Genomic DNA, 23,339 nt, shown 5'->3' on the forward strand with positions numbered 1-23,339 from the left:
GATGAGGCCCGAACAGGGCATGCATGGAGGGGGAACCATGGACGCCGTCCGAATACTGACCGATGAGGTCCGCGAACTGATCCGCCGACGCGGCATGGATCCGCTGAGCGAACCGGACGAGGTACGCCGCCTGGTGCTGGACGCCACTGCCGACTACGACGCGCGCTCGCTCATCGGTTCCCTGCCGCTGCTGGCAGACTGGGACGAGGCGGCCCGGACGGTCTTCGACGCCGTGGCCGGGTACGGCGCACTGCAACCGCTGCTGGACGACGACTCCGTCGAGGAGATCTGGATCAACGCCCCCAACGCGGTGTTCTGCGCCCGTGGAGGGGTCTCCGAACTGACGAACATCACCCTGACCGAGGAGAACGTCCGTGACCTCGTGGAACGGATGCTGAAGTCCTCCGGCCGCCGCCTGGACCTGTCCTCGCCGTTCGTGGACGCGGCACTGCCGGACGGGTCACGACTGCACGTGGTCATCCCGGACATCACCCGACGACACTGGTCGGTCAACATCCGCAAGTTCGTGGTCCGCGCACACCACCTCGAGGACCTGGTGCGCTCCGGGTCCCTGAGCGCCGAGGCAGCTCGCTATCTGGACGCCAGCGTCGATGCCGGACTCAACATCCTCGTCTCCGGCGCGACCCAGGCCGGCAAGACCACCCTGCTGAACTGCCTGTCCGCCTCCATCGGCAGTCGTGAACGAGTCGTCACCGTGGAGGAGATCTTCGAGCTCAAGCTGCCCCTGCGCGACGTGGTGCAGATGCAGTGCCGCCAGCCGAACCTCGAGGGCAACGGGGAGATCCCGTTGCGCCGCCTGGTCAAGGAAGCCCTGCGCATGCGCCCGGACCGGTTGATCGTCGGTGAGGTACGCGAGGCGGAAAGCCTGGACATGCTCGTGGCCCTGAATAGTGGACTGCCGGGGATGTGCACGATCCACGCGAACAGTGCCTCTGATGCGCTGACCAAGATCTGCACGCTACCCCTGATGGCCGGAGAGAACATCTCACGGAACTTCGTGGTTCCCACGGTGGCCTCCTGTTTCGACCTCGTGGTGCATTGCACCCGGGACCGGCACGGGCGGCGGTACGTGGAGGAGATCCTCGCCGTCGGTTCGCGGGTGGAGGACGGCATTATCGAGTCCTCCACGGTCTTCCATCGGGTCGACGGTCAGCTCGTGCTCAACCCCTCGGCCATGCTGGAGAACGGCAAGCTCAAGGCCCACGGATATGACGCTCGCACCGTGGTCGGGGTCGGCTGATGGCACTGCTACTGGGCCTGACACTGGGCGCTGGCCTCTTCCTGGTGTGGTGGTCCCTCTGGCCGCGGGAGGCCCGGCGAGAGGTCTCCGCGCCCCGCGACAGCAGGCTGCGGCAGCTGCTCGCCCGGGCCGGTGTGGAGCAGGTGGGCCCGGCCGGTGTCGTGGCGGCCACGGTCGGCAGCGCGCTCGTCGCCCTGCTGGTGGTCTTCCTCATCACCAGGACGGTGAGCATCGCCCTGTGCTTTGCCCTCTTCGGCGCCCTGGTGCCCTGGGTTGCCCTGCGTTGGCAGGCCCGCAAGCGGCAGACCCTGTTGCGGGACGTCTGGCCGGACGCCGTGGACCACCTCCGCTCGGCGATCCGGGCCGGGCTGACACTGCCCGAGGCCCTCATCCAGCTGGGGGAGAAGGGGCCGGAGGAACTGCAACCGGCCTTCCGGGAGTTCTCCCGGGACTACCGCTCCGGCCAGCGGTTCACCGACGCGCTGGACAACCTCAAGTTCAGGATGGCGGACCCGGTGGCCGACCGCCTCGTCGCCGCCCTGCGACTGACCCGCGACGTCGGTGGCGCTGACATCGGCAACCTGCTGTCCACCCTCGCGGAATTCCTGCGCGAGGATGCCCGGACCCGCAGCGAGTTGGAGTCCCGCCAGTCCTGGACCGTCAACGCAGCCCGACTGGCCGTTGCGGCCCCCTGGGTAGTCCTGTTGCTGCTGGGCACCCAACCGGAGGCCGTCCGTGCCTACCAATCCCTGAGCGGGGTCCTGGTCCTGGTCAGTGGTCTCCTGGTCTCGGTGGTGTGCTATCAGCTGATGCTGCGGATCGGCGCCCTTCCGAACGAGAGAAGGGTGCTCTAGATGACCACGCTGATGACGGCAGGGATCCTCGGACTGGTCCTGGGCGCCGGCCTGGCACTCGTGGTGGTGGCCGTGCCCTGGGGCTGGCAACCCTCCCTGGTCCGGCGGGTGTCGCCACAACTGCGCAACCAGGCACCCGCCTCGTCCCTCTTGCGCGAACACCAGAAGGTCTCTCCGTGGGGAGCATTGGGACGGATCCTGCAACCCGTGCTGGCCGAGGGCGTCCGCCAGCTGGGTAGGTTCAACCTGGGCCAGCAGGCCCTGGAGCGCAAGCTCCAGGCCTCCGGCTCCGAGCTCTCGGTCCAGGACTATCGGGCCCAGCAGCTCATCACCGCGGCCGCGGGAGCGGCAGTGGGGATGACGACCTGTGTGGCACTGGCCATCAACGGCGGCCTCCATCCCGTCGTGGGTGTCGTGATCGTGGGGGCCCTGGCCGTGGTCGGTTTCTTCCTGCGCGACAACCTGCTGACCAGTCAGGTCAAGCGTCGTCGCGCCCGCATCCTCAGTGAGTTCCCGTCCATCGCCGAACTCTTCGCCATGTCCGTCAGCGCGGGCGACAGCGCCCCCGGTGCCCTGGAGCGGGTGGCCACCTCGGCACGCGGAGCGCTGGCCGAGGAATTCGGCACGGTTCTGGCCGACATGCGTGCGGGGGCCTCCATCCACACCGCGCTGAAGGCGTGTGCCCGCCGCGTCCAACTGGCACCCGTGGATCGCTTCATCGAGGGGATCCTCGTGGCGCTGGAACGGGGCACGCCGCTGGCGGACGTCCTCCGGGCCCAGGCCAAGGACGTCCGGGAACTCTCCAAGCGCGAACTGCTGGAATCGGCCGGGCGCAAGGAGATCGGCATGATGACGCCGCTCGTCTTCGGCATCCTGCCGCTGACCGTGGTCTTCGCGATCTTCCCGGGGATCTCGATCATGAACCTCGGCTTCTGAGAACGCCATCCGACCGACCTCGAACACCACCCACCCACCGAACCCATGAAGGGGGACACCATGCAGCACCACCAGGACACCACCGGTCTCACGCACCGCGCGCTCGCGGCACTGAGGGCCTTTCTCGCCGGGGCCCGCACCGACGAACGGGGTGACGTACCCGGTTGGGTGATGATCACCCTGATGTCGGCGCTGCTCGTCGCGGGCCTGCTGGCCATCGCGGGACCGGCGCTGACCGACCTCTTCAACCAGGCCATCAGCCAGGTCTCCACCAACTGACAGTGGGCGAGTCAGAGCGCGGCTCGGCGGTCGCCGAGTCCGTGATGGTGATGGCCCTGCTGGCCGTCCTCTTCGCCGCCATCCTGCAGTTCGGACTGATCATCCACGTGCGCAACACGCTCATCGACGCCGCCAGTGCCGGTGCGCGCTATGGCGCACTGGGGGACCGGACACCCACCGACGGCGCCGCACGGACCCGGGAGCTGCTCACCGGCTCGATCCCGGGCGGGGCCGAGGCGGAGGTCACCGCCGGGCTGGTCGACGGAGCGGACAGCACCATGGTGCGGGTCACCGTCCGCACGCAGATGCCGATGGTGGGGTTCCTCACCGGCCCGGTCCGTCTGGAGGCGGACGGTCATGCCTTCCGTTACTGAGCGCCGGCTGAAGGTCGACCGGGTCGATCCGTCTGGGGAGGACGGCTCGGCCACCGTGGAGTTCGTCCTGCTGGCCGCACTGTTGCTGATCCCCGTCGTCTACTTCCTGCTGCTGACCAGCCAGATCCAGTCGGCGGCCTATGCCTCGGTGGCCGCCGCGGACCAGGCGGCCAAGGCCATGGTGGCAGCACCCGACGAGGCGGAGGCTGCCCAGCGCGCCGACCGCGTCGTCGCCCTGACCCTGGCGGACTACGGTCTGGCCCCGGTCACGCATCGGGCCAGCATCTCGTGCACATCGACCCCCTGCCTGGAACCGGGGTCCTCGGTGGCCGTGGAGGTCGCCGTCCGGGTTCCGGTTCCGCTGCTGCCCCAAGGCCTGGGATGGGACACGGCCGTCGCCACCGTCACCAGCAGCTCCCAGCAACCGGTTCCGAGGTTCGGATGAGACGGATGGGCGTAGCCGACAGGAGGACCTTCGCGGGCCGGAACCCGAGCAGGTCGGCCGTGGCGGCACAGCACGGACAGACCACGGTGCTCGTCGTGGGGTTGACCGCGGTCTGCCTGCTCCTGGCCACGGTGATCCTGGCGGTCACGGCCGTGAACATCGAGGCCCGCCGGCTGCTCTCCGCGGCCGACGGCGCCACGATGGCGGCCGCCGACAGCTACCGGATCGATGCGGAGCAGGACAACGCACCGGTGCTCACCCGCGAGCAGGCGAGCGCCGCGGCAACCCAGTACCTGTCCGCTGCGGGGGCCCACGAGCGGTTCGACGGGCTGACCGTCCAGAGCGTGTCCGTCACCGACGGTGGCCGCACGGTGGAGGTCGTGCTCACCGCCACCGCGCACCCACCGGTCGTGAACTGGGTCGTTCCCAGCGGCGTCGGCGTGGCCGCCACGAGTTCCTCCCGCACCTCACTGACCCGTTGAGGCCGTGATGGCAGGAGCCTCGTTGTGGGATCACGGCCGCACGCCGGCGATGAGCTTCCGGGCCGAGGCCATCTGGGCAGAGGTGCACGTGCCCCCGTAGCCCACGGTCCAGGTGGTCCCGCCGGACGTGAACGCGCGCCGGGCTCCCATGGCATCGGCCATGCAGTCCGCCATGTGTTCCACGCCGCCATCCCGGCCGTTCGGGTAGATCTGGCCCATCCGGAAGTTCAGGGCGACATTGTCGTAGCGGTAGGCGCGGTACTGCAGGATGTGCGCGCACTCGTGCAGCTGGACCGCCCGGGCGGGAACGGAGTCGGGGTCCAGGTCGTGACCGAGGCCGATCAGCTCCGCCACGTCGTAGGTGGACGGCCACTGCGGGTACCCACTGACCTCAAACTGCGCCCAGGCGTTGGAGCCGTCCACGGTCTTGGCCATCGGGATGTCCCAGCACCAGAGCGCCATGTTGTTCGCGGCGCGGTGGTTGTACGTGGTGGGCTCCGGGTACGGGACCCGGGTGGTCCCGGGCTTGCCCCGGGAGAGGAAGTCCGAGTTGACCCAGCCGACGGTGCTCCCGGCCCGGACCCGGGTCATCGAGCCCTGCTCGCCCAGCCGCACGATCCCGCTCTGGGGTGACAGGTTCCGCACCGGGCTGGTGCGCGGGTTGGCGGTGGCATGCAGGGGCGTGAGCACCGTGGTCCACCGGTCGGCGGCAGACGTCGGCAGGGTGCCCTCCCTGACCAGGTCGAAGGAGTAGAGGAACTTCGCGGCCTCACCCCGGGTCACCGGGCGGGTCGGACGGAAGGATCGGTCCGTGTAGCCGGAGATCATCCCGCTGGACTGCAACCAGGCCGCCGCCGTGAAGAACCCGGATTGCGGCGACATGTCCGAATACGGTGAGTACGCCGTCGTGCGGTAGGTCTTGCCGGACATCCGGTAGAGGAAGGACGCCAGCTCGCCGCGCGAGATGTTCCTGTTCCGGTTGAAGGTGCCGTCCGCGTACCCAGCGCTGTACCCCTTCTCCTTCATCCAGGACACCGCCGTGAAGTATGCGCCCCCGACGGGAACATCGAGGAAGTCGACCGTGGCGCCGGGGTCGTGGCGCTCGCCGGAGAGCCGGTAGAGGAACATCGCCGTCTCCCCCCGGGACAGCTGCCTGCTCAACCCGAAGGTTCCGTTGGCGTAGCCGGCGGTCAGCTCCTGGCAGGCCATCCAGTTCACGTACCGGTAGTACGAGTGGCTCGGGGGGATGTCCCGGAAGTCACGGACGGCACACGCGTTCAATCGGCCTGACCGCGTCTCGGGCGCCGCGGGCGCCTCGGGCAGCTTCTCCAGCCCGTCCACGTCGACGCCGTCGACCGAAATTGGCACCGGCTCGGAGGTCACCGACTCGGTGACGGCCGACGCCTGCGACGGCGGGACCGGCGACGGCGTGGCGACTGCGGAACCGGTGGGCGTCAGGACCAGGGCCAGGGCGGCGAGTGCCGAGAGGAGCTTCACGGCTCTCATTCTGCTGTCTCTCCACGTCAGGGAGGGGGATGCTACCCAATCGTGACCTCTCGGCCGGTCTCTCGGTCGCCCCGCGGGGCCGTGCCGTTCCCGCCCCGCCCATTAGAGTGCGGCCATGGACACCGAGGACGACCCCACACCGGATCTGGCCAGGCTCCTGCGCTGGGAGGACTCCGGTGGCGGGTGGCGGGTGATCGCCGTCGGCAACGGGTCCCTGACCCTGTCCCTGGTGACCTGTGACGGCGGGGAGGAGATGGGGGTCCTGGCCTCCACCGAGTCCTCGGTGCTCGATCACGTGGGCGAGCGGATGCGGTATCCCTGAGCCCGCCCCACATCGCGGTAGGCTGGACCACACCATGGCTGAGACTGACTACACCGCTGAAATCAAGGAGCTGCGCTCCACCCTGTCGCAAATCGAGCAGGTGTCGGACGTCGCCCAGATCGAGGCGGACATCGCCGAACTGGAGAAGCAGGCGTCCGCCCCGGACCTCTGGGACGATCCCGAGGCCGCGCAGAAGGTCACCTCCAAGCTCTCACACCGCCAGTCCGAGCTCGAGCGCATCAAACGGCTCGCCTCGCGGATCGAGGACATGGAGATCATGGTCGAACTCGCCGCCGAGGAGGACGACGACGCCGCCCGGGCGGACACCGCCCGCGAGCTGGAGTCCATCCGCAAGGCCATGGACGACCTGGAGATCGTCACCCTGCTCTCCGGTGAGTACGACGAACGTGACGCGGTGGTCACCATCCGCGCCGGTGCCGGGGGCGTGGACGCGGCCGACTTCGCCGAGATCCTGATGCGCATGTACCTGCGCTGGGCCGAGCAGCGCGGTTGGCCCACCAAGGTCATGGACACCTCGTACGCGGAGGAGGCCGGGCTGAAGTCCGCCACCTTCGAGGTCAACGCCCCCTACGCCTTCGGCACCCTGTCCGTCGAGGCCGGCACCCACCGCCTCGTGCGCATCAGCCCCTTCGACAACCAGGGCCGCCGCCAGACCTCCTTCGCCGCCGTCGAGGTCATCCCGCTCATCGAGTCCGACGACTCGATCGAGATCCCCGAGTCCGAACTGAAGATCGACGTCTACCGCTCCTCGGGGCCCGGCGGCCAGTCCGTGAACACCACGGACTCCGCCGTACGCATGACGCACCTGCCGACCGGGATCGTGGTGTCCATGCAGAACGAGAAGTCCCAGATCCAGAACCGCGCCGCCGCCCTGCGCGTGATGCAGTCCCGCCTGCTGCTGGTGCGCAAGGCCGAGGAGGACGCGAAGAAGAAGGAGATGGCCGGAGACGTCAAGGCCTCCTGGGGCGACCAGATGCGCTCCTACGTCCTCAACCCGTACCAGATGGTCAAGGACCTGCGGACCAACCACGAGGAGGGCAACCCGGCCTCCGTCTTCGACGGTCACATCGACGGGTTCATCGACGCCGGGATCCGCTGGCGCGCCAACGCGCGCCACGAGGAGGACTGAGCGCCGGAAGCGCCCGGGTATGACACCAATCGGACGTGGACCCGCGCCACGGCGGATCGGTGCCAGACTGGGGCCATGGACGCCTCACTGCCCCCCGTCTCCGAACGCATCGTCACCGCCGAGCGCACCGTGCGCGCGCCGGCCGAGGTCCTCTTCGAGCTGATCGCCGACCCGGCCCGGCAGCCCGACTGGGACGGCAATGACAACCTCGCCCACTCCGGACCCGACCAGCGGGTCCGGGCGGTCGGCGACGTGTTCGTCACGGACCTGACCAACGGACAGTCCCGCGAGAACCACGTCGTGGAGTTCGAGGAGGGCCGGCGCATCGCCTGGCTGCCCGCCCCGGCCGGCGAACAGCCCCGGGGCCACCGCTGGCGCTGGGACCTCGAGCCGACCGGCGAGGGCACCACCCTGGTGCGCCACACCTACGACTGGACGCAGTTGAGTGACGAGACCCGGTTCCCGCGCGCGCTGGCCACCACCCGCTCGTCCCTGATGGCCTCGGTGGACCGGCTCGCCGCACTGGCCGAGGGATCGACCGAGGGATCGACCGAGGGATCGACCGAGGCGCAGAGCCGAGGCTGATCCGGGCGTGGACCAGACCGCCGTGCGGGCGCTCGTCGAATCCCTGGGCAGCGATGACGCCATCCTCGAGGAGACCGTCCGGATCCTGCGGGACTCGGTCCCGGGTTACGAGGACGTGCCCACCGAGTCCCTCCTCGCCTCGGCCCGGCGCAACCGGGCCCTGAGCATCCGCACCATCCTGGACGGTCGCGCCCCGGATCCCGACCAGATCGACGAACCGCGCACCCTCATGGAGGAGCGCATGGGCCAGGGGGTGTCCATCGTCAGCGTGCTGGCCGGGTTCCGCCTGTCCATGTCCGTGATCCTGCGCCACCTGCTCGACCTCGCCCCGCGTCACGGCGTCGCCGCGGACGCCGCGCTGACCTTCAGCACCCTGCTCTGGTCACTCGGGGACGCCTTCACCACCCAGGCGGTGGTGGTCTACCGGGACCGCTCCATCGCCCAGGCCGTGGCGGACTCCTCCCGCCGCACGCAGTGGATCCGGGACGCCGTCGTGGGCGTCCTGGACCGGACGCAGCTGCACAGCGGAGCCGCCACCTTCGAACTCCCCCTGGACGAGCCGGTGCGGGCGGTCCGCGCCGAGGTCGCGCCCGGGACCACCGGGGACCCCGTCACCCGGTTGCAGGACTGGGCCGAACGGGCCGGGGCGCGCGCCCTGGCCGCTCCCCGCGGCGAGGGGGCGGTCGGGATCCTCACCGGCGACGCCGGCCCGGTGCCTGCCGCGGCCGGGGTCACCATCGCGCTGGGCCCGCCGGTACCCCTGGCGGACCTGCGGGAGTCCTTCGACGGCGCCACCCGGGTCCTGGAGGCCGCGCGCCGGGTGGGCTGGGACGGTGCCGTAGACGCGGACCGGCTCTCCTGGCGCATGGGCATCCTCACCAGCCCGGAGGCCACGGATCTGCTCCACGCCCGGCACGTGGCCCCCGTGCTCGAGGAGGGATCCTTCGGCGAGCTCGTCCTGGAGTCACTGGCCGCCTACCTGGACCACGGGATGAGCATCCCGCTGGCCGCCGCCTCGATCCCGGTGCACGTCAACACCCTGCGCTACCGGCTCAAGAGGTACCAGGAGCTCACCGGGGGGAACGTGCACGAATTGGAGACGCTCATCGAGGCGTCCTGGGCGCTCGCGGCCCACCGGGGGACACGGCCACGACCCGGTGACGAGCGGTTGTAGCGGGCTACGAAACACGGAACGAACTGTTGAACCCCTCTACGTAGCGCGCGTCACGGCGGTCGGGCCATGCTGGTGGATGTCGTCCTCGTCACATGCGTGACCAGGGTCACACCGCACCGTTTCCGTCAGTAGCGGGACACCGCCCCACCGGGCCGGTGACCCCACGTTCGAGAGGTTCTCCTATGCTCCTGGGGATTCTTGGCATCATCCTGTCCCTGGCCCTGCTGATCACGCTGGCCTACCGGGGCATGCCGGTCATCATCGCCGCACCCATCGCCTCGGTGGTGGCCCTGGTCTTCTCCGGGGCGCCCATCCTGGCCTCTTACACCGAGATCTTCATGCCGGCCCTGGCGAACTTCGTCATGAACTACTTCCCGGTGTTCCTGCTCGGGGCCATCTTCGGCCTGCTGATGACCGCCACCGGGTACGCGGAGTCCATCGCCCGCTCGGTGACCCGCGTGATCGGCGCCCGCAGCGCGCTGCTGGCCACCGTGGTCACCTCGGCGCTGATGACCTACGGCGGCATCAGCCTGTTCGTGGTGGCCTTCGTGATGTTCCCGCTGGCCCGCGAGCTCTTCCGGATGGCGGACATCCCGAAGCGGCTGATCCCGGGCACCATCGCCCTGGGCATCTTCACCTTCACCATGACCGCCCTGCCCGGCTCCCCGCAGGTCCAGAACCTCATCCCCGGCCAGTTCTTCGGCACCGACGGCTTCGCCGCCCCCGGCATCGGCCTCATCGGCACCCTGATGATCGGCGGTCTTGGCCTGCTCTGGCTGGAGTACCGCCGCCGGACCCTGATGGCCAAGGGCGAGCACTTCGCGGACACCCTGGACGCCATCGACCGCGAGCACGGCGCGACCACGGCCACCGCCGGTGGCTCCGTCTCCCACGGCAAGGGCGTCGGTCCGGGGGCTGCGGTCGTGGACGAGGACCGGAAGAACTCCGCGGTGGACACCGAGTCCAACCCGGATGCCGCTCCCACCTCCGCGGCCCTGCTGACCCCGCCGAACGCCGTCGTGCCGTTCCTGCCGCTGCTGATGGTGGTCGCCGTCAACTTCGCCTGCACCCTGTTCATCTTCCCGGCCCTGAACTGGGACTACCTCAACGAGGAGAAGTTCGGCGGGGTCACCCTTTCGGCCCGCGCCGGGATCTGGGCCGTGACCGTCGGCCTGACCGCCGCCGTGCTGCTGATCATCGCGCTCAACCTCCGCCACGTCGCCGCCCTGAAGAAGGGCTTCTACGACGGCGCCAAGGGCGCCATGCTGCCGATCTTCTCCACGGGCTCCGAGGTGGGTTACGGCGCGGTCGTCGCCTCCGTGGCCGCCTTCGCCGTCCTGCGGGACTCCGTGTTCAACATGGGCGGCAACGCCCTCGTCACCTCCGTGGCATCCACCTCCATCACCGCCGCGATCACCGGTTCGTCCTCGGGCGGCATGACGATCGCCCTGAACGCCTTCGGTGAGCAGCTGCGGGACATGGCCGTGGACCAGGGCGTCAGCCTCGAGGCCATGCACCGGCTCACCGCCATGGCCGCCGGCGGCCTGGACACCCTGCCGCACTCCGGTGCCGTGGTCACCCTGCTGCTCGTCTGCGGCATGACCCACCGCCAGTCCTACAAGGACATCGGCATGGTGACCCTGGTCATCCCGGTCATCACGGTCGCGGTGCTGACCACGGTGGTGTCCTTCACCGGCGCGTTCTGAGCCGGTCCGGTCCGCACCGCGACCCGCTGGTGACGCGCGTCATCACCTGAGACCATATTCACATCCAGTGCCGGGCATCGCCCGGAGAGGAGCATCCCATGACCACCACCCCGTCGACCCCCTCACCCCAGGACGCCGTGATCGTCGGAGGGGCCCGCACCCCCTTCACCCGGCTGCTGTCGCAGCAGGCCTCGCTGTCCGCCGTGGACCTCGGCGCCCACGCCATCCGACACGCCCTGGAGCGTTCGGGGGTCGCGGCGGCGGACGTGGACAGCGTCATCATGGGACAGGTGATCCAGGCCGGCCAGGGCCAGAACCCGGCCCGGCAGTCCTCGCTGGCTGCCGGGATCGGCTGGGAGGTCCCCGCAACCACCATCAACAAGGTCTGCCTGTCCGGGCTCACCGCCGTGATCGACGCCTCCCGGCTCATCCGGCTGGGCGAGGCGAGCGTCGTGGTGGCCGGTGGCCAGGAGTCCATGACCAACGCGCCGCACCTGCTGATGGGCGGCCGCAAGGGGTACAAGTACGGCCCGACGACGGTCCAGGACTCCGTGGCGCACGACGGCCTCACCGACGCCCTGAGCCATGAGGCGATGGGCGAGCTCACCGAGGCGGGCAACGCCGAGCGGACGATCGGCCGGGCCCCGCAGGACGAGGCCGCCGCGGCCTCGCACCAGCGGGCCGCCCGCGCCCAGGCCGCAGGGGTCTTCGACGCGGAGATCGCCCCGATCGAGATCCCGCAGCGCAAGGGTGATCCGCTCGTCGTCTCACAGGACGAGGGGGTCCGTGCGGAGACCACCGTGGAGTCCCTGGGCGCCCTGAAGCCGGCGTTCGCCAAGGACGGCACCATCACGGCCGGCAACTCCTCGCCGATCTCAGACGGCGCCGCCGCGGTGGTGGTCACCTCCCGCGCCTACGCCGAGGAGAAGGGCCTGCAGATCCTGGCGACCATCGGCGCCCCCGGTCAGGTGGCCGGACCCGAGGACTCCTCCCTGCACGACAAGCCCGCCAATGCCGTCTCCGCGGCGCTGGCCAAGGCCGGGTGGACGACGGATGACCTCGACTTCCTCGAGGTCAACGAGGCCTTCGGCTCGATCATCGTGCACTCGCTGGACAAGCTCGGCTACCCGCTGGAGAAGACCAACATCCACGGCGGGGCCATCGCCCTCGGGCACCCCATCGGCGCCTCCGGTGCCCGGCTGGCGCTCACCGCGGCACTGGAACTCTCCCGCCGGGGGACCGGCCGGGCCGGCGTCGCCCTCTGCGGTGGCGGCGGCCAGGGCGAAGCCCTGCTGCTGAGCCGCTGATCCCGTCCGACCACCCGTGAACACCCCTGAACACCGTCCGCAGGAAGGCAGCCCGACCATGACCGAACAGAACACAGCACCGGAACCGAGCAGGGCCGGGAGCGTGATCGCCGACGGCGCGCTGGCCGGCCGGCGCGCCGTGGTCACCGGCGGGGCGTCGGGCATCGGTGAGGCGTGCGTGCGCGCCTTCGCCGCGGCCGGCGCCACCGTGACCGTCGCCGACATGAACGCGGAGGCCGCCGAGGCCCTCGCCGCCGAGGTGGGCGGTGAGGCGTGGGTCTCGGACCTGTCCGACACCGCCGCCCTCGACGGGTTGGACCTGGACACGGACATCCTCGTCAACAACGCCGGCATCCAGCGGGTGTCCCCGATCCACGAATTCGACCCGGAGAACTGGCGGTTCATGCACCGGCTGATGCTCGAGTCGCCGTTCCTGCTGATCCGCGCGCTCCTGCCCGGCATGTACGAGCGCGGCTGGGGCCGGATCATCAACATCTCCTCCGCCCACGGGCTGCGGGCCTCGCCGTTCAAGAGCGCCTACGTGGCCGCCAAGCACGGCCTCGAGGGCCTGTCCAAGGTCACGGCCCTGGAGGGAGGCCCGCACGGGGTCACCTCCAACTGCATCAACCCCGGTTATGTCCGCACCGCCCTGGTGGAGAAGCAGATCGCGGACCAGGCCCGCACTCACGGCATCGGCGAGGACGAGGTGGTCGAGAAGATCATGCTCACCGACTCGGCCATCAAGCGGCTCACCCAGCCGGAGGAGGTCGGGTCCCTGGCGACCTGGCTGGCCTCCGATGCCGCGGGCATGGTCACCGGCGGGTCGTACACCATGGACGGCGGCTGGACCGCCCACTGACGGATCCGCCACCCGACGGCTGAGAACCGCAATCACCGGCACCGGAGCAACGGAGCTCCCCCTTCAGAAGGAGAACTGCACCATGACCCTGGACAAGACTGTGGCCTCGGCTGCCGAGGCCGTCGCCGACATCCCGGACGGCGCGTCGCTCGCCGTGGGCGGCTTCGGCCTGTCCGGCAACCCGATCCAGCTGATCGAGGCCCTGCTGGAGCAGGGTGCCGGCGACCTGTCGATCGTGTCGAACAACTGCGGCGTGGACGGCTGGGGCCTGGGCATCCTGCTCGGCGCCGGCCGGATCTCCAAGATGACCTCCTCCTACGTGGGGGAGAACAAGGAGTTCGCCCGCCAGTACCTGGAGGGCGAGCTGGAGGTCGAGCTGGTGCCGCAGGGGACCCTGGCGGAGAAGCTGCGGGCCGGGGGAGCGGGGATCCCCGCCTTCTTCACCCGTTCCGGGGTCGGCACCCAGGTCGCCGAGGGCGGCCTGCCGATGAAGTACAACCCCGACGGCACCGTGGCGAAGTCCTCCGATCCCAAGGACATCCGGACCTTCGACCTGGGCGGCACGGGGGAGAAGCAGTACGCCCTCGAGGAGTCGATCGTCACCGACTACGCGCTGGTCCACGCCGCCGTCGGCGACCGGCACGGCAACCTCGTGTTCAACAAGGCCACGCGGCAGTTCGCCCCGCCGGCGGCGATGTCCGGCAAGGTCTGCATCGCCCAGGTCGAGCGCCTGGTCGAGCCCGGGGAGATCGACCCCGACCAGGTCCACCTGCCCGGGGTGTACGTGCACCGGGTCGTGGAGGTCGGCCAGGACATCGAGAAGCGAATCGAGAAGCGGACCGTGCGGACCGCCTCCACGACGGACAAGGACGCCTGATGAGCACCGAACAGAGCACCCAGACCCGGCTGCAGGGCTGGACCCGTGACCAGATGGCCGCCCGGGCCGCCCAGGAACTGCCGGACGGGGCCTACGTGAACCTGGGCATCGGCATGCCGACCCTGATCCCCAACCACATCCCGGACGGCCGCACCGTCGTCCTCCAGTCCGAGAACGGGATCCTCGGTGTGGGGCCCTACCCCGCGGAGGACCAGGTGGACCCGGACCTGATCAACGCCGGCAAGGAGACCGTCACCGTGAACCCGGGGGCCTCGTTCTTCGACTCCGCCACCTCGTTCGGGATGATCCGCGGCGGCAAGATCGACGTGGCCGTCCTCGGCGGGATGCAGGTGGCCCAGAACGGCGACCTGGCCAACTGGATGGTGCCGGGCAAGATGGTCAAGGGCATGGGCGGTGCCATGGACCTGGTCCACGGCGCCGGCAAGGTCATCGTGCTGATGGACCACACGGCCAAGGACGGCACTCCGAAGATCCTCGCCGAGTGCGACCTGCCGCTCACCGGCAAGGGCGTGGTCGACCGCATCATCACCGACCTGGCGGTGATCGACGTGGACAAGACCGGCGAGTTCCCCCGCCTGGTGCTCGTGGAGACCGCCCCCGGGGTCAGCGAGGACCAGGTCCGCCAGTCCACTGGCGTCGAACTGCACTGAGCACCGCGCCGCCGTCGGGTCCGGATCCGGTCCCGACGGCGGCGCGCCGGCACCGCGAGCCCGGCCACCCCTCGAGGGGTGGCCGGGCTTCTGCGTGTCCGGGACCCGGCACCCGGTCGGGGCGGGGGTGCATTGAGACGACCTGAGACCTGATTCAGGAAAGTCTGCCCATGTCCTTGACGCCGGTGTGATCCCTCACACATACTCTGAGCACAACCTGAATCGTCTTTCATGTTGAGCCCTCGAGACCCTGTCGCGACCGGGCGATCACCCCCGCGCGGGAGCAGCCTCCCGACCATCGAACCACCGCACCCCTGGTCCTCATGGAAAGGCCCACTCGTGAAGAACCCCACCAAGATCATGGCCGCCGGCATCCTCGCCGCCGGACTGACCCTCACCGCCTGCGCCCCGACGGCCCAGACCGGCGCCGGATCCGAGGACGGCGCCGCCGAGGCGCCCGAGAGCGTGGACGTCGGCATCGTCTACTCCAAGACCGGCCCGCTGGCAGCCTACGGCGAGGAGTACTACGCCGGTCTGCAGGCCGGCATCGACTACGCCACGGACGGCACCGGCACGGTCGGCGAGACGAAGATCAACCTGACCTACCACGACGACGGCGGCGATCCGGACAAGGGGGTCTCCATCGCCAAGGAGCTGATCGGCAAGGAGTACAAGATCCTGGCCGGCACCACCGTCTCGGGCATCGCCCTCAAGCTCGCCGAGCAGGCCGAGCAGAACCAGATCCTCTACATCTCCGGCCCGGCCGCCACGGACGCCGTGACCGGCATCAACGACTACACCTTCCGCTCCGGCCGCCAGTCCATCCAGGACGTGGCCACGGCCGGTCAGTTCGTGGACGACCTGAAGGGTTCCAAGGTCCTCGTCTTCGGCCAGGACAACGCCTTCGGCCAGGGCAACGTCGCCGCCGTCGAGGGCGTCCTGGGCGCCGAGGGCGCCGAGGTCTCGGACATCCTGGTCCCCGAGGACGTCACCGAGTTCACCCCGTTCGCCCGACAGATCGTGGACGCCAAGCCGGACCTGGTGTTCGTGGCCTGGGCCGGTGCCAATGCCGGTTCCATGTGGCAGGCCCTCGAGCAGCAGGGCGCCTTCGAGGCCGCCCCGATCGTCACCGGCCTGGCCAACAAGGCGACCTACGGCGCCTACGGGGCGGCCGGCGAGAAGATCTCCTTCCTCTCGCACTACTTCCCGGGCGCCGGTCAGAACGAGGTCGAGGACTTCATGATGGAGCACGTCGAGGAGCAGGGCGCCGAACCGGACCTGTTCACCCCGGACGGCTTCGTGGCCGGGCAGATGATCGTCCAGGCGATCGAGGAGGGCGGCGGCACCGACGTCGACTCGATGGTGACCGCGCTCGAGGGCTGGGAGTTCGGGGGGCCGAAGGGCACCACCACGGTGCGGGCGGACGACCACGCCCTGGTCCAGGACATGTACCAGGCCAAGCTCGTCCAGAAGGGCTCGGAGTGGACTCCGGAGCTGGTCGAGACCGTCGGGGCGGCCGATGCCGCCCCGCCGACCGCCGCGAAGTGACCTGAACACCCCGACCCTCTCCCGCAGATCCTGCCCGAAAGGACCATCATGACCACCCAGACCCCTGCCCTGAGATTCCAGGGCATCGGCCTGCACATCGGCGGAGCGCGCATCCTCCAGGACATCGACCTGGAGGTCGCGCCCGGGGAGATGGTCGGGGTGATCGGCCCCAACGGGGCCGGCAAGACCACCCTGTTCAACCTGGTGTCCGGCCTGATGCGACCCACCGAGGGAAGCATCACCATGAACGGCAGGGACATCACGCACCTGCCGGTCGACCGGCGGGCGAAGGCCGGACTGGGGCGCACGTTCCAGACGTCCTCGCTGTTCCCGGGCCTGTCCGTGCTGGAGAACGTCCGCCTGGCCGCCCAGGCCCAGCAGGGCGGCTCGCTGTCCCTGCTGCACTTCCCGCGCCGGGGGGACGCGGCCACCACCCGGGCCACCGAGTGCCTGGAACGGGTCGGCCTGCAGCACCGGACGGACGCCGCGGCCGGGGGGCTCTCCCACGGGGACAAGCGCAAGGTGGAGATCGCCATGCTGCTCGCCACCGACCCCGCGCTCATCCTGCTGGACGAGCCCATGGCCGGCGTCGGGTCGGGGGACGTGCCGGGACTCATGGAGATCATCCGCAGCATCCACCGGGAGTCCGGCCGCACCCTGATGATGGTCGAACACCACATGGAGGTCGTGCTCGGCCTCGTGGACCGGGTGGCGGTGATGCACCAGGGCTCGCTGCTGGCCGTGGACCAGCCGGAGCAGATCATGGCCAACGCGGAGGTCCAGGCGGCCTACCTCGGCGAGATGGGACAGGTGGCCTGAGCCATGAGCACCACAGTGCAGCGCACCCCGGCTCCCGTGCCGGCGGGCGGCACCCACCCCGCCCCCGTCCTGTCCGTCAGGAACCTGAAGGCCTCCATCGGCGGCCAGCAGGTCGTGGAGGACGTCACCTTCTCCGTGCCGGCCACCGGCATCACCGCCCTGCTCGGGCGCAACGGCGTCGGCAAGACCTCGACCATCAAGGCCATCCTCGGCCTGATCCACCGGGACGCCGGAACGGTGGAACTCCAGGGCCAGCCCATCCAGGCCCTGCCCACCCACCGGATCGTCCAGCGCGGGGTCGGCTACGTCCCGGAGGACCGGGAGGTCTTCGCCGGACTGAGCGTGGCCGAGAACCTGCGCCTGTCGGAACGGGACGACCATCCCCGGCGGGAGCTCGTGGAGTCCCTGTTCCCGGACCTGGTCAAGCGAGCGCAGCAGGCCGCCGGCTCCCTGTCCGGGGGACAGCAGCAGATGGTCTCCCTGGCCCGGGCGCTGATGAACGAGAACCGCGTGCTGCTCGTGGACGAGCCCACCAAGGGCCTGGCCCCCAAGATCGTCGGCGAGGTCGCCGACGCGCTCGAGGAGGCCGCCAAGACGGTGCCGATCCTGCTCGTCGAGCAGAACCTGGCGGTCGTCCGCCAGCTCGCCGCCGGGGCCATCGTGCTCTCGGACGGCCACGTGGTCCACACCACGGACTCCGCCACGTCGTTCCTCGAGGACGACACCCTCGTCACCCGCCACCTCGGCGTGGGCACGGGGCCAGCTCACGAAGGAGCCTGACCCATGGACACCATCCTCCTCCTGCTGGTCACCGGGATCGGCCTCGGCGCCGTCTACTTCCTGGTGGCCTCCGGACTGTCCCTGATCTACGGCCTGATGGGCGTGCTGAACTTCGCCCACGGCGCGTTCCTCACCCTCGGCGCCCTCATCGGCTGGGAGACGGCGCGGGTCATGGGGGCCGACTCCTGGGGCGGCTTCGCGCTGTCCCTGCTGGTCGGCTGCCTCGTCGGCGCACTGCTGGCCGCGCTGACGGAGTTCGTCCTCATCCGCCCGCTGTACGAACGGCACATCGAACAGGTCCTGGTCACGGTCGGACTCAACCTCGCGGCCATCGCGCTGTTCGAGGGCATCTGGGGCACCGACCCCGTCTTCATCCAGGGCCCCACCTGGATGGGCATGACCACCAACATCCTGGGGGCCCAGGTCCCCAACCACCTGTTCATCACCATCCTCATCGCCGGGCTGGTGCTGGCCGGCATGGTGCTGTTCCTGAAGAGGACCCGTTACGGCATGATCATCCGCGCCGGCGTGGAGAACCGCTCCATGGTCACGGCCCTGGGCATCGACGTCCGACGGGCGTTCACCCTGGTCTTCACCATCGGCGGCGCCGCGGCCGGGATCGGCGGCGTCCTGGCCAGCCACTACTTCGGCTACGTCTCGCCCCTGCTGGGCGGATCGCTGCTGATCTTCGCCTTCATCGTCACCGTCATCGGTGGCCTCGGCTCCCTGGCCGGTGCGGCGGTCGCCTCCGTGCTCGTCGGGGTGCTGCAACAGTTCGCCAACTACTTCTGGAGCATCGGCGACTTCGTGGTCGTCATCCTGCTGGCCGTCGTACTGCTGACCAGGCCCTCCGGACTCATGGGACGAAAGGTGGCCACCGCATGAGCGCCTCCACGGAAGAACTCAAGGACCAGCACGGCGGCCGCGGGGGCCGGGAGGGGTCCTCCGCCACGGACCGGCTCAAGGCCTCCCTCACCCCGCCCACGACACCGGGCCCCTCCGGCCCCGGCCGGTCCCCGGCCCGCCGTCGGATCATCGGCGGCGTCGCCGCCGTCGCCGGGGTCGTGGCCCTGGCCCTGCTGCCGCTGCTGAACATCCAGCTCCCCGGCATCCTCCCCACCGCCACCTACCAGCCGGGTGCCCTGCAGCTGATGGCGCTGTGCCTGCTGATGGGCGCGGCGGCCCTGACGTACCACCTGCTGATCGGCGTGGCCGGACTGCTGTCCTTCGGGCACGCCCTGTACGTCGGAGCCGGCGCCTACGTCCTGGGCATCCTGCTCGAACGCACCGGCATGGGACTGATCCCGGCGATGCTCCTCACGCTGCTCGTCGTGGTCATCCTGGCCAACGTCACCGGTGCGGTGGCCCTGCGGGTCAGCGGCATCCCGTTCGCCATGGTCACCCTGGCGTTCGCCCAGGCCGGCTCGGTGCTGGTGCGGCGCAACCCGGACGGTGCCACCGGGGGCGAGGAGGGGCTGAGCCTGAACACGGAGCAGGTCCCCGCCTTCCTGGTCGGGGTGTCCAACACCCGGAACCTGTACTGGCTCGCGCTGGCCGTGCTGATCATCGTCTTCGCCATCGTCAGCTGGATCCAGAACTCGCGGGCCGGCCACCTCGCCGAGGCCGTGCGCGAGAACGAGAACCGCGTCAGGGTGCTGGGACTGAAGCCCTACCTGGCCAAGCTGCTGATCTTCGTGGTGGGCGGCACCCTGGCCGGCTGCGTCGGCATGGTGCACCTGTTGCTGCAGTCCGGTGCCGTCCCGAGGACCGTCTCGGCGGACTTCACCATCACGCTGCTCGTCATGGTGGTCCTCGGGGGCGTCGGGTCCCGGTGGGGAGCCGTGGTGGGCGGCGTGCTGTACACGCTGCTCGACCAGCGGCTCACGGTGCTCGCCCAGTCCGAGGCCATCCAGTCGATGCCGGCCCTGCTGAGGGTGCCGCTGTCCGAACCGCTGTTCCTGCTGGGCACGCTGTTCGTCCTGGTGGTGCTGTTCATGCCGGGTGGCCTGGCGGGTTTCGTCCGGCGGCTCTCGGCCCGCTCCGGACGGGGCCGGCCGGGCAAGGACCCCGTCACGGTCCTGGAGCAGGCCGAATGAACGCCGCGCTGCACACCCTGGGCCGGTGGACCACCGACCGCGCCGTCGCCACTCCCGGCCGCACCGCCATCCTCGACGCCGGGGTGGCCCTGACCTATCGGGAGCTCGAGGACCGCGCGACCCGACTGGCGGGCAGACTCGTCGCCGCCGGTTACCGGCCGGGGGAGCGCGTGGCCACCCTCTCCGGCAACAGCTCGGACCACGTGGTGCTGTTCTTCGCCTGCGCCAAGTCCGGCCTGGTCCTCACCCCGCTGTCCTGGCGCCTGCGGCCCGCCGAGGTGGCCGTCCAGCTGGAGACCGCGGATCCCGCCCTGCTCGTGGTGGAGGAGGACTTCGGTTCGCTGGCCGCCGAGGCCTGCGCCCTGCTGCCGATGCCCCCGTCCCGCGTGCGCCCGGGGCGGTCCGGTATCGAGGAGGAGGTTCCGGCCCCGCACCGGCGAGGGACGGGCCGGGGCTACCGGGCGGAGGAACGGGCGCCCGGTAGCCCCGTGCAGGACGAAGACCCGGTGCTGATGCCCTTCACGTCCGGGACCGAGGGAGCCTCGAAGGCGGTAGTGCTGACCCACGCCAACTGCTTCTGGAACAACCTGGCCCTGTCCCGCACCCTCGAGATCACCTCCTCCGACGTGGTGCTGGCCGTCCTGCCCCAATTCCACACCGGGGGCTGGAACATCCAGCCCCTGCTGGCGTGGTGGTCCGGCGCCACGGTGGTCATGGAACGGACCTTCGACGCCGGACGGGTCCTCTCCCTGATCGAGGACCGCTCGATCACCACGCTGATGGCGGTCCCCGCGCAGTACCTCATGCTCGCCGAGCACCCGCGGTTCGCCACCACGGACCTGTCCAGCCTCCGGCTGGCCGTGGTCGGCGGGGCGTCCATGCCCCCGGCCCTGATGCGGGCCTGGCACGCCCGCGACGTGCCGCTGGTCCAGGGCTACGGACTGACCGAGGCGGGTCCCAACGTGCTCTCCCTGCCGGCCGAGGACGCGCGCGAGAAGGTGGGCTGGATGGGACGGCCCTACCCCCACGTCGAGGTCGCCGTCGCGGACCCGGTCACCGGCCGGCTGCTGGAGGGCCCCGCCACCGGGGAACTGCTGGTGGGCGGCCCCAGCGTCTTCGCCGGTTACTTCCGTGATCCGGAGGCCACCGCCCGGGCCCTGAGCGGCGGCTGGCTGCACACCGGCGACCTGGTGGAGCGCGACGCGGAGGGGTACTTCCGCATCGTGGACCGTCTCAAGGACATCTTCGTCTCGGGCGGGGAGAACGTGGTCCCCGCCGAGGTGGAACAGGTCCTCACCGCGCATCCGGCCGTGGCCGCCGCCGCCGTCGTCGGGACGCCGCACGAGCGCTGGGGGGAGACCGGGCACGCGTTCGTGGTCCGCCGCTCCGGAGTGCCCGTGGACGAGACTGAACTGCGCGAGCACTGCGCACGGCTGCTGGCCGGGTACAAGCAGCCCACCCACTACACCTTCGTCCCGGACCTGCCCCGGACGGGCCTGGAGAAGATCGCCCGGGGCCGACTGCGGCCCCCGGCCCGGGAAAGGACTCACCATGGCCATTGAACCGCTGCATCCGGACACGGACACGCCCGGCGGCGAGGAGGTGCCCACCACCACCAAGGGCACCGTGCTCACCGCACGGGGGCTGCGTACCCGCAGGAGACTGCTGGACGCCGCCGAGAAGGTCTTCGCGGAGCTGGGCTACCCGGCGGCCTCGATCGTGAAGATCACCGAGGAGGCGGGCTGCGGCCTGGGGACCTTCTACCTCTACTTCGAGGGCAAGCAGGAGATCTTCAACGAGGTCGTGATGGACCTCAACCGGCGGGTGCGGCGTGCCATGACCGATGCCGCCCTGGCGGAGGCCGACGCCGGACGCATCGCCTCCGAACGCGCGGGCTTCCGGGCGTTCTTCCGCTTCACCGCCGAGCACCCGGCGCTGTACCGGATCATCCGGCAGGCCGAGTTCGCCTCACCGGACGCGCTGCGGTTGCACTACTCCCGCATCGTGGACGGCTACGCCCAGGGCATCGAGCAGGGCCAGCGGTCCGGTGAGGTGCACCGCATGGACCCGGAGGTGGTCGCCTGGGCCCTGATGGGCATCGGCGAGATCATCGGCATGCGCTGGGTGCTCTGGCCCCAGGACCAGGACGGCGCCACGCGTGAGGGCACGGGGGACGTCCCCGACCACGTCTTCGACACCATGATGGAGTTCATCGAGCGGGCGCTGGCGCCCGGGGCGATGGACCGGGAAGGAACGGACCATGTCCGAGACATCACTGGCCGCTGACGCGTCCTCTCCGGTGGCGCGGAACCACCGCCACACGGACCTCGGTCCGGACTACCGCCAGACCACGGTCGCCGTGACCGGTGGGCGGATGACGGTGGGCCTGTGGGGTCCGCGCGACCCGGCAGCCCCGACGATCCTGGCCGTCCACGGGGTCTCGGCCTCCCATCGCAGTTTCGGCCTGCTCGCCCAGGCGCTGCCCGGGGTCCGGATCATCGCCCCCGACCTGCGCGGCCGGGGCCGGTCCAGTGCCCTGCCGGGGCCGTACGGGATGCCGGCCCACGCCGATGACCTGGCCGCCGTCCTGGGCGAGACGGCCACCGGCCCGGTCGTCGTCGTCGGGCACTCCATGGGCGCCTTCGTCACCCTGGTGCTCGCGCACCGGCACCCGCACCGGGTGCGTTCCGTGGTCCTGGTGGACGGCGGCATCCCCCTGAGGGTCCCCGCCGGCCTCGATCCACAGCAGGTGGTCCAGGCCGTGCTGGGCCCGGTGGCCGAACGGCTCGCGATGCGCTTCGGCTCGGTGGAGGACTACCGCCGGTTCTGGCTGCTGCACCCGGCGTTCCTCGACGCCTGGACCCCGGGCAGCAGCACGGCGGCGCTGATGGAGGACTACATCACCTATGACCTGGAACCGGACGGGGCCGCGCTGCGCCCGGCCACCCGTTACGAGGCCATGGCCCAGGACACCACCGAGCTGCAGGGGGGCGGTTCCCTCCTGCGGGCGATCGACGAGGTCGCCGTCCCGGCACACCTGCTCTGGAGCCGCAGGGGCCTGTTCAACGAGGAACCCGGACTGTTCAGCGAGGACTACATCGCGTCCTGGCGGGGCCGGGTCCCTGCCCTGGCACGGCACCTGACGGTCACGGAAGTGCCCGGGACCAACCATTACTCGATCGTGATGGCTCCCGGGGGCGCCCGGACCGTGGCCGAGATCATCACCGCGGGGCTCGGCGCACCCTCCTGACCCCAACGCCCGGCTGACCGGGGTCGATGCTGATCATCGCCGACGGTGGTCCGGGATG

The 23,339-nt window shown here is 70.3% G+C and carries 25 protein-coding genes; 24 read left to right on the forward strand and 1 reads right to left on the reverse strand.

Features of this window, described 5'->3' with window-relative positions; translation table 11 throughout:
- The first annotated feature begins 37 nt into the window (after positions 1–37).
- The 7 genes from GGQ69_RS02970 to GGQ69_RS03000 are packed head-to-tail and all read left to right on the forward strand — an operon-like array spanning position 38 to position 4,631.
- The gene (locus tag GGQ69_RS02970) at positions 38–1,261 is read left to right on the forward strand and encodes a CpaF family protein (protein ID WP_183524416.1); all 1,224 of its coding nucleotides are present in this window, start codon (positions 38–40) and stop codon (positions 1,259–1,261) included.
- Positions 1,261–2,115 (forward strand): type II secretion system F family protein, encoded by an 855-nt coding sequence (locus GGQ69_RS02975; RefSeq protein WP_183524419.1) that lies wholly within the window; start codon positions 1,261–1,263, stop codon positions 2,113–2,115. Before GGQ69_RS02970 ends, GGQ69_RS02975 begins: the two co-directional genes overlap by 1 nt.
- A complete protein-coding gene (locus GGQ69_RS02980; RefSeq protein WP_183524422.1) occupies positions 2,116–3,051 on the forward strand; it encodes a type II secretion system F family protein in 936 nt (311 codons plus the stop codon). It begins immediately after the preceding gene.
- Between the two features lie 60 nt (positions 3,052–3,111).
- Entirely contained in the window at positions 3,112–3,330 is a 219-nt protein-coding gene (locus GGQ69_RS02985; protein WP_255459401.1) for a hypothetical protein, read from the forward strand.
- Between the two features lie 2 nt (positions 3,331–3,332).
- Positions 3,333–3,704 (forward strand): TadE family protein, encoded by a 372-nt coding sequence (locus GGQ69_RS02990; RefSeq protein ID WP_183524428.1) that lies wholly within the window; start codon positions 3,333–3,335, stop codon positions 3,702–3,704.
- Complete coding sequence (locus GGQ69_RS02995; RefSeq protein WP_183524431.1) at positions 3,688–4,149, forward strand: hypothetical protein; 462 nt, start codon at positions 3,688–3,690, stop codon at positions 4,147–4,149. The genes GGQ69_RS02990 and GGQ69_RS02995 overlap by 17 nt, the downstream gene beginning before the upstream one ends.
- Before the next feature lie 59 nt (positions 4,150–4,208).
- Positions 4,209–4,631, forward strand: coding sequence for an RES domain-containing protein (locus GGQ69_RS03000; protein WP_183524434.1), 423 nt, complete (start codon positions 4,209–4,211; stop codon positions 4,629–4,631).
- A gap of 30 nt (positions 4,632–4,661) precedes the next feature.
- Here the strand turns inward: GGQ69_RS03000 and GGQ69_RS03005 are convergent, their stop codons facing one another.
- Positions 4,662–6,128 (reverse strand): S-layer homology domain-containing protein, encoded by a 1,467-nt coding sequence (locus GGQ69_RS03005; protein WP_183524437.1) that lies wholly within the window; start codon positions 6,126–6,128, stop codon positions 4,662–4,664.
- Positions 6,129–6,252: 124 nt separating this feature from the next.
- Between GGQ69_RS03005 and GGQ69_RS03010 the strand changes: the two genes are divergently transcribed.
- From GGQ69_RS03010 to GGQ69_RS03090, 17 genes are all read left to right on the forward strand, one after another.
- Positions 6,253–6,459 carry a hypothetical protein gene (locus tag GGQ69_RS03010; protein ID WP_183524440.1) on the forward strand — a complete coding sequence of 69 codons (207 nt, stop codon included), beginning with the start codon at positions 6,253–6,255 and terminating at the stop codon, positions 6,457–6,459.
- 34 nt (positions 6,460–6,493) lie between these two features.
- On the forward strand, positions 6,494–7,609 hold the full coding sequence (gene prfB / locus GGQ69_RS03015; RefSeq protein WP_183524443.1) for a peptide chain release factor 2: 1,116 nt from the start codon (positions 6,494–6,496) through the stop codon (positions 7,607–7,609).
- Between the two features lie 75 nt (positions 7,610–7,684).
- Positions 7,685–8,194, forward strand: a complete 510-nt coding sequence (locus GGQ69_RS03020; protein WP_183524446.1) for an SRPBCC family protein — start codon at positions 7,685–7,687, stop codon at positions 8,192–8,194.
- 7 nt (positions 8,195–8,201) lie between these two features.
- Positions 8,202–9,368 carry a helix-turn-helix domain-containing protein gene (locus GGQ69_RS03025; protein ID WP_183524449.1) on the forward strand — a complete coding sequence of 389 codons (1,167 nt, stop codon included), beginning with the start codon at positions 8,202–8,204 and terminating at the stop codon, positions 9,366–9,368.
- A gap of 182 nt (positions 9,369–9,550) precedes the next feature.
- Entirely contained in the window at positions 9,551–11,074 is a 1,524-nt protein-coding gene (locus tag GGQ69_RS03030; RefSeq protein WP_183524452.1) for a GntP family permease, read from the forward strand.
- Between the two features lie 98 nt (positions 11,075–11,172).
- Positions 11,173–12,381, forward strand: coding sequence for an acetyl-CoA C-acetyltransferase (locus tag GGQ69_RS03035; RefSeq protein WP_183524455.1), 1,209 nt, complete (start codon positions 11,173–11,175; stop codon positions 12,379–12,381).
- A gap of 58 nt (positions 12,382–12,439) precedes the next feature.
- Entirely contained in the window at positions 12,440–13,240 is an 801-nt protein-coding gene (locus tag GGQ69_RS03040) for a 3-hydroxybutyrate dehydrogenase (RefSeq protein ID WP_221243335.1), read from the forward strand.
- 82 nt (positions 13,241–13,322) lie between these two features.
- A complete protein-coding gene (locus GGQ69_RS03045; protein WP_010144275.1) occupies positions 13,323–14,117 on the forward strand; it encodes a CoA transferase subunit A in 795 nt (264 codons plus the stop codon).
- Positions 14,117–14,788, forward strand: a complete 672-nt coding sequence (locus tag GGQ69_RS03050) for a CoA transferase subunit B (protein ID WP_183524458.1) — start codon at positions 14,117–14,119, stop codon at positions 14,786–14,788. Before GGQ69_RS03045 ends, GGQ69_RS03050 begins: the two co-directional genes overlap by 1 nt.
- Before the next feature lie 360 nt (positions 14,789–15,148).
- Positions 15,149–16,336 (forward strand): substrate-binding domain-containing protein, encoded by a 1,188-nt coding sequence (locus GGQ69_RS03055; RefSeq protein ID WP_221243486.1) that lies wholly within the window; start codon positions 15,149–15,151, stop codon positions 16,334–16,336.
- Positions 16,337–16,384: 48 nt separating this feature from the next.
- Complete coding sequence (locus GGQ69_RS03060; protein ID WP_183524464.1) at positions 16,385–17,155, forward strand: ABC transporter ATP-binding protein; 771 nt, start codon at positions 16,385–16,387, stop codon at positions 17,153–17,155.
- A gap of 3 nt (positions 17,156–17,158) precedes the next feature.
- Positions 17,159–17,935 (forward strand): ABC transporter ATP-binding protein, encoded by a 777-nt coding sequence (locus GGQ69_RS03065; protein ID WP_183524467.1) that lies wholly within the window; start codon positions 17,159–17,161, stop codon positions 17,933–17,935.
- A gap of 3 nt (positions 17,936–17,938) precedes the next feature.
- A complete protein-coding gene (locus GGQ69_RS03070) occupies positions 17,939–18,820 on the forward strand; it encodes a branched-chain amino acid ABC transporter permease (RefSeq protein ID WP_010144280.1) in 882 nt (293 codons plus the stop codon).
- The gene (locus GGQ69_RS03075) at positions 18,817–20,031 is read left to right on the forward strand and encodes a branched-chain amino acid ABC transporter permease (protein WP_183524470.1); all 1,215 of its coding nucleotides are present in this window, start codon (positions 18,817–18,819) and stop codon (positions 20,029–20,031) included. Before GGQ69_RS03070 ends, GGQ69_RS03075 begins: the two co-directional genes overlap by 4 nt.
- Positions 20,028–21,593, forward strand: coding sequence for a class I adenylate-forming enzyme family protein (locus GGQ69_RS03080; protein ID WP_183524473.1), 1,566 nt, complete (start codon positions 20,028–20,030; stop codon positions 21,591–21,593). Before GGQ69_RS03075 ends, GGQ69_RS03080 begins: the two co-directional genes overlap by 4 nt.
- Positions 21,583–22,317 carry a TetR/AcrR family transcriptional regulator gene (locus GGQ69_RS03085; protein WP_221243336.1) on the forward strand — a complete coding sequence of 245 codons (735 nt, stop codon included), beginning with the start codon at positions 21,583–21,585 and terminating at the stop codon, positions 22,315–22,317. Before GGQ69_RS03080 ends, GGQ69_RS03085 begins: the two co-directional genes overlap by 11 nt.
- Positions 22,292–23,281 (forward strand): alpha/beta fold hydrolase, encoded by a 990-nt coding sequence (locus tag GGQ69_RS03090; RefSeq protein WP_183524476.1) that lies wholly within the window; start codon positions 22,292–22,294, stop codon positions 23,279–23,281. Before GGQ69_RS03085 ends, GGQ69_RS03090 begins: the two co-directional genes overlap by 26 nt.
- Positions 23,282–23,339: the final 58 nt, after the last annotated feature.

Source organism: Micrococcus sp. TA1 (assembly GCF_014199555.1).
GTDB lineage: Bacteria > Actinomycetota > Actinomycetes > Actinomycetales > Micrococcaceae > Citricoccus.

Excerpts from the sequence above, each read along its gene's own strand:
- GGQ69_RS03090 (WP_183524476.1), top strand. The coding sequence starts at position 22,292 with ATGTCCGAGACATCACTGGCCGCTGACGCGTCCTCTCCGGTGGCGCGG.
- GGQ69_RS03080 (WP_183524473.1), top strand. The coding sequence starts at position 20,028 with ATGAACGCCGCGCTGCACACCCTGGGCCGGTGGACCACCGACCGCGCC.
- GGQ69_RS03040 (WP_221243335.1), top strand. The coding sequence starts at position 12,440 with ATGACCGAACAGAACACAGCACCGGAACCGAGCAGGGCCGGGAGCGTG.
- GGQ69_RS03035 (WP_183524455.1), top strand. The coding sequence starts at position 11,173 with ATGACCACCACCCCGTCGACCCCCTCACCCCAGGACGCCGTGATCGTC.
- GGQ69_RS03055 (WP_221243486.1), top strand. The coding sequence starts at position 15,149 with ATGGCCGCCGGCATCCTCGCCGCCGGACTGACCCTCACCGCCTGCGCC.
- GGQ69_RS02985 (WP_255459401.1), top strand. The coding sequence starts at position 3,112 with ATGCAGCACCACCAGGACACCACCGGTCTCACGCACCGCGCGCTCGCG.
- GGQ69_RS03020 (WP_183524446.1), top strand. The coding sequence starts at position 7,685 with ATGGACGCCTCACTGCCCCCCGTCTCCGAACGCATCGTCACCGCCGAG.
- GGQ69_RS03030 (WP_183524452.1), top strand. The coding sequence starts at position 9,551 with ATGCTCCTGGGGATTCTTGGCATCATCCTGTCCCTGGCCCTGCTGATC.
- GGQ69_RS02975 (WP_183524419.1), top strand. The coding sequence starts at position 1,261 with ATGGCACTGCTACTGGGCCTGACACTGGGCGCTGGCCTCTTCCTGGTG.
- GGQ69_RS03050 (WP_183524458.1), top strand. The coding sequence starts at position 14,117 with ATGAGCACCGAACAGAGCACCCAGACCCGGCTGCAGGGCTGGACCCGT.
- GGQ69_RS02995 (WP_183524431.1), top strand. The coding sequence starts at position 3,688 with ATGCCTTCCGTTACTGAGCGCCGGCTGAAGGTCGACCGGGTCGATCCG.
- GGQ69_RS03010 (WP_183524440.1), top strand. The coding sequence starts at position 6,253 with ATGGACACCGAGGACGACCCCACACCGGATCTGGCCAGGCTCCTGCGC.
- GGQ69_RS03060 (WP_183524464.1), top strand. The coding sequence starts at position 16,385 with ATGACCACCCAGACCCCTGCCCTGAGATTCCAGGGCATCGGCCTGCAC.
- GGQ69_RS02980 (WP_183524422.1), top strand. The coding sequence starts at position 2,116 with ATGACCACGCTGATGACGGCAGGGATCCTCGGACTGGTCCTGGGCGCC.
- GGQ69_RS03065 (WP_183524467.1), top strand. The coding sequence starts at position 17,159 with ATGAGCACCACAGTGCAGCGCACCCCGGCTCCCGTGCCGGCGGGCGGC.
- GGQ69_RS02970 (WP_183524416.1), top strand. The coding sequence starts at position 38 with ATGGACGCCGTCCGAATACTGACCGATGAGGTCCGCGAACTGATCCGC.
- prfB (WP_183524443.1), top strand. The coding sequence starts at position 6,494 with ATGGCTGAGACTGACTACACCGCTGAAATCAAGGAGCTGCGCTCCACC.
- GGQ69_RS03070 (WP_010144280.1), top strand. The coding sequence starts at position 17,939 with ATGGACACCATCCTCCTCCTGCTGGTCACCGGGATCGGCCTCGGCGCC.
- GGQ69_RS03045 (WP_010144275.1), top strand. The coding sequence starts at position 13,323 with ATGACCCTGGACAAGACTGTGGCCTCGGCTGCCGAGGCCGTCGCCGAC.
- GGQ69_RS03085 (WP_221243336.1), top strand. The coding sequence starts at position 21,583 with ATGGCCATTGAACCGCTGCATCCGGACACGGACACGCCCGGCGGCGAG.
- GGQ69_RS03075 (WP_183524470.1), top strand. The coding sequence starts at position 18,817 with ATGAGCGCCTCCACGGAAGAACTCAAGGACCAGCACGGCGGCCGCGGG.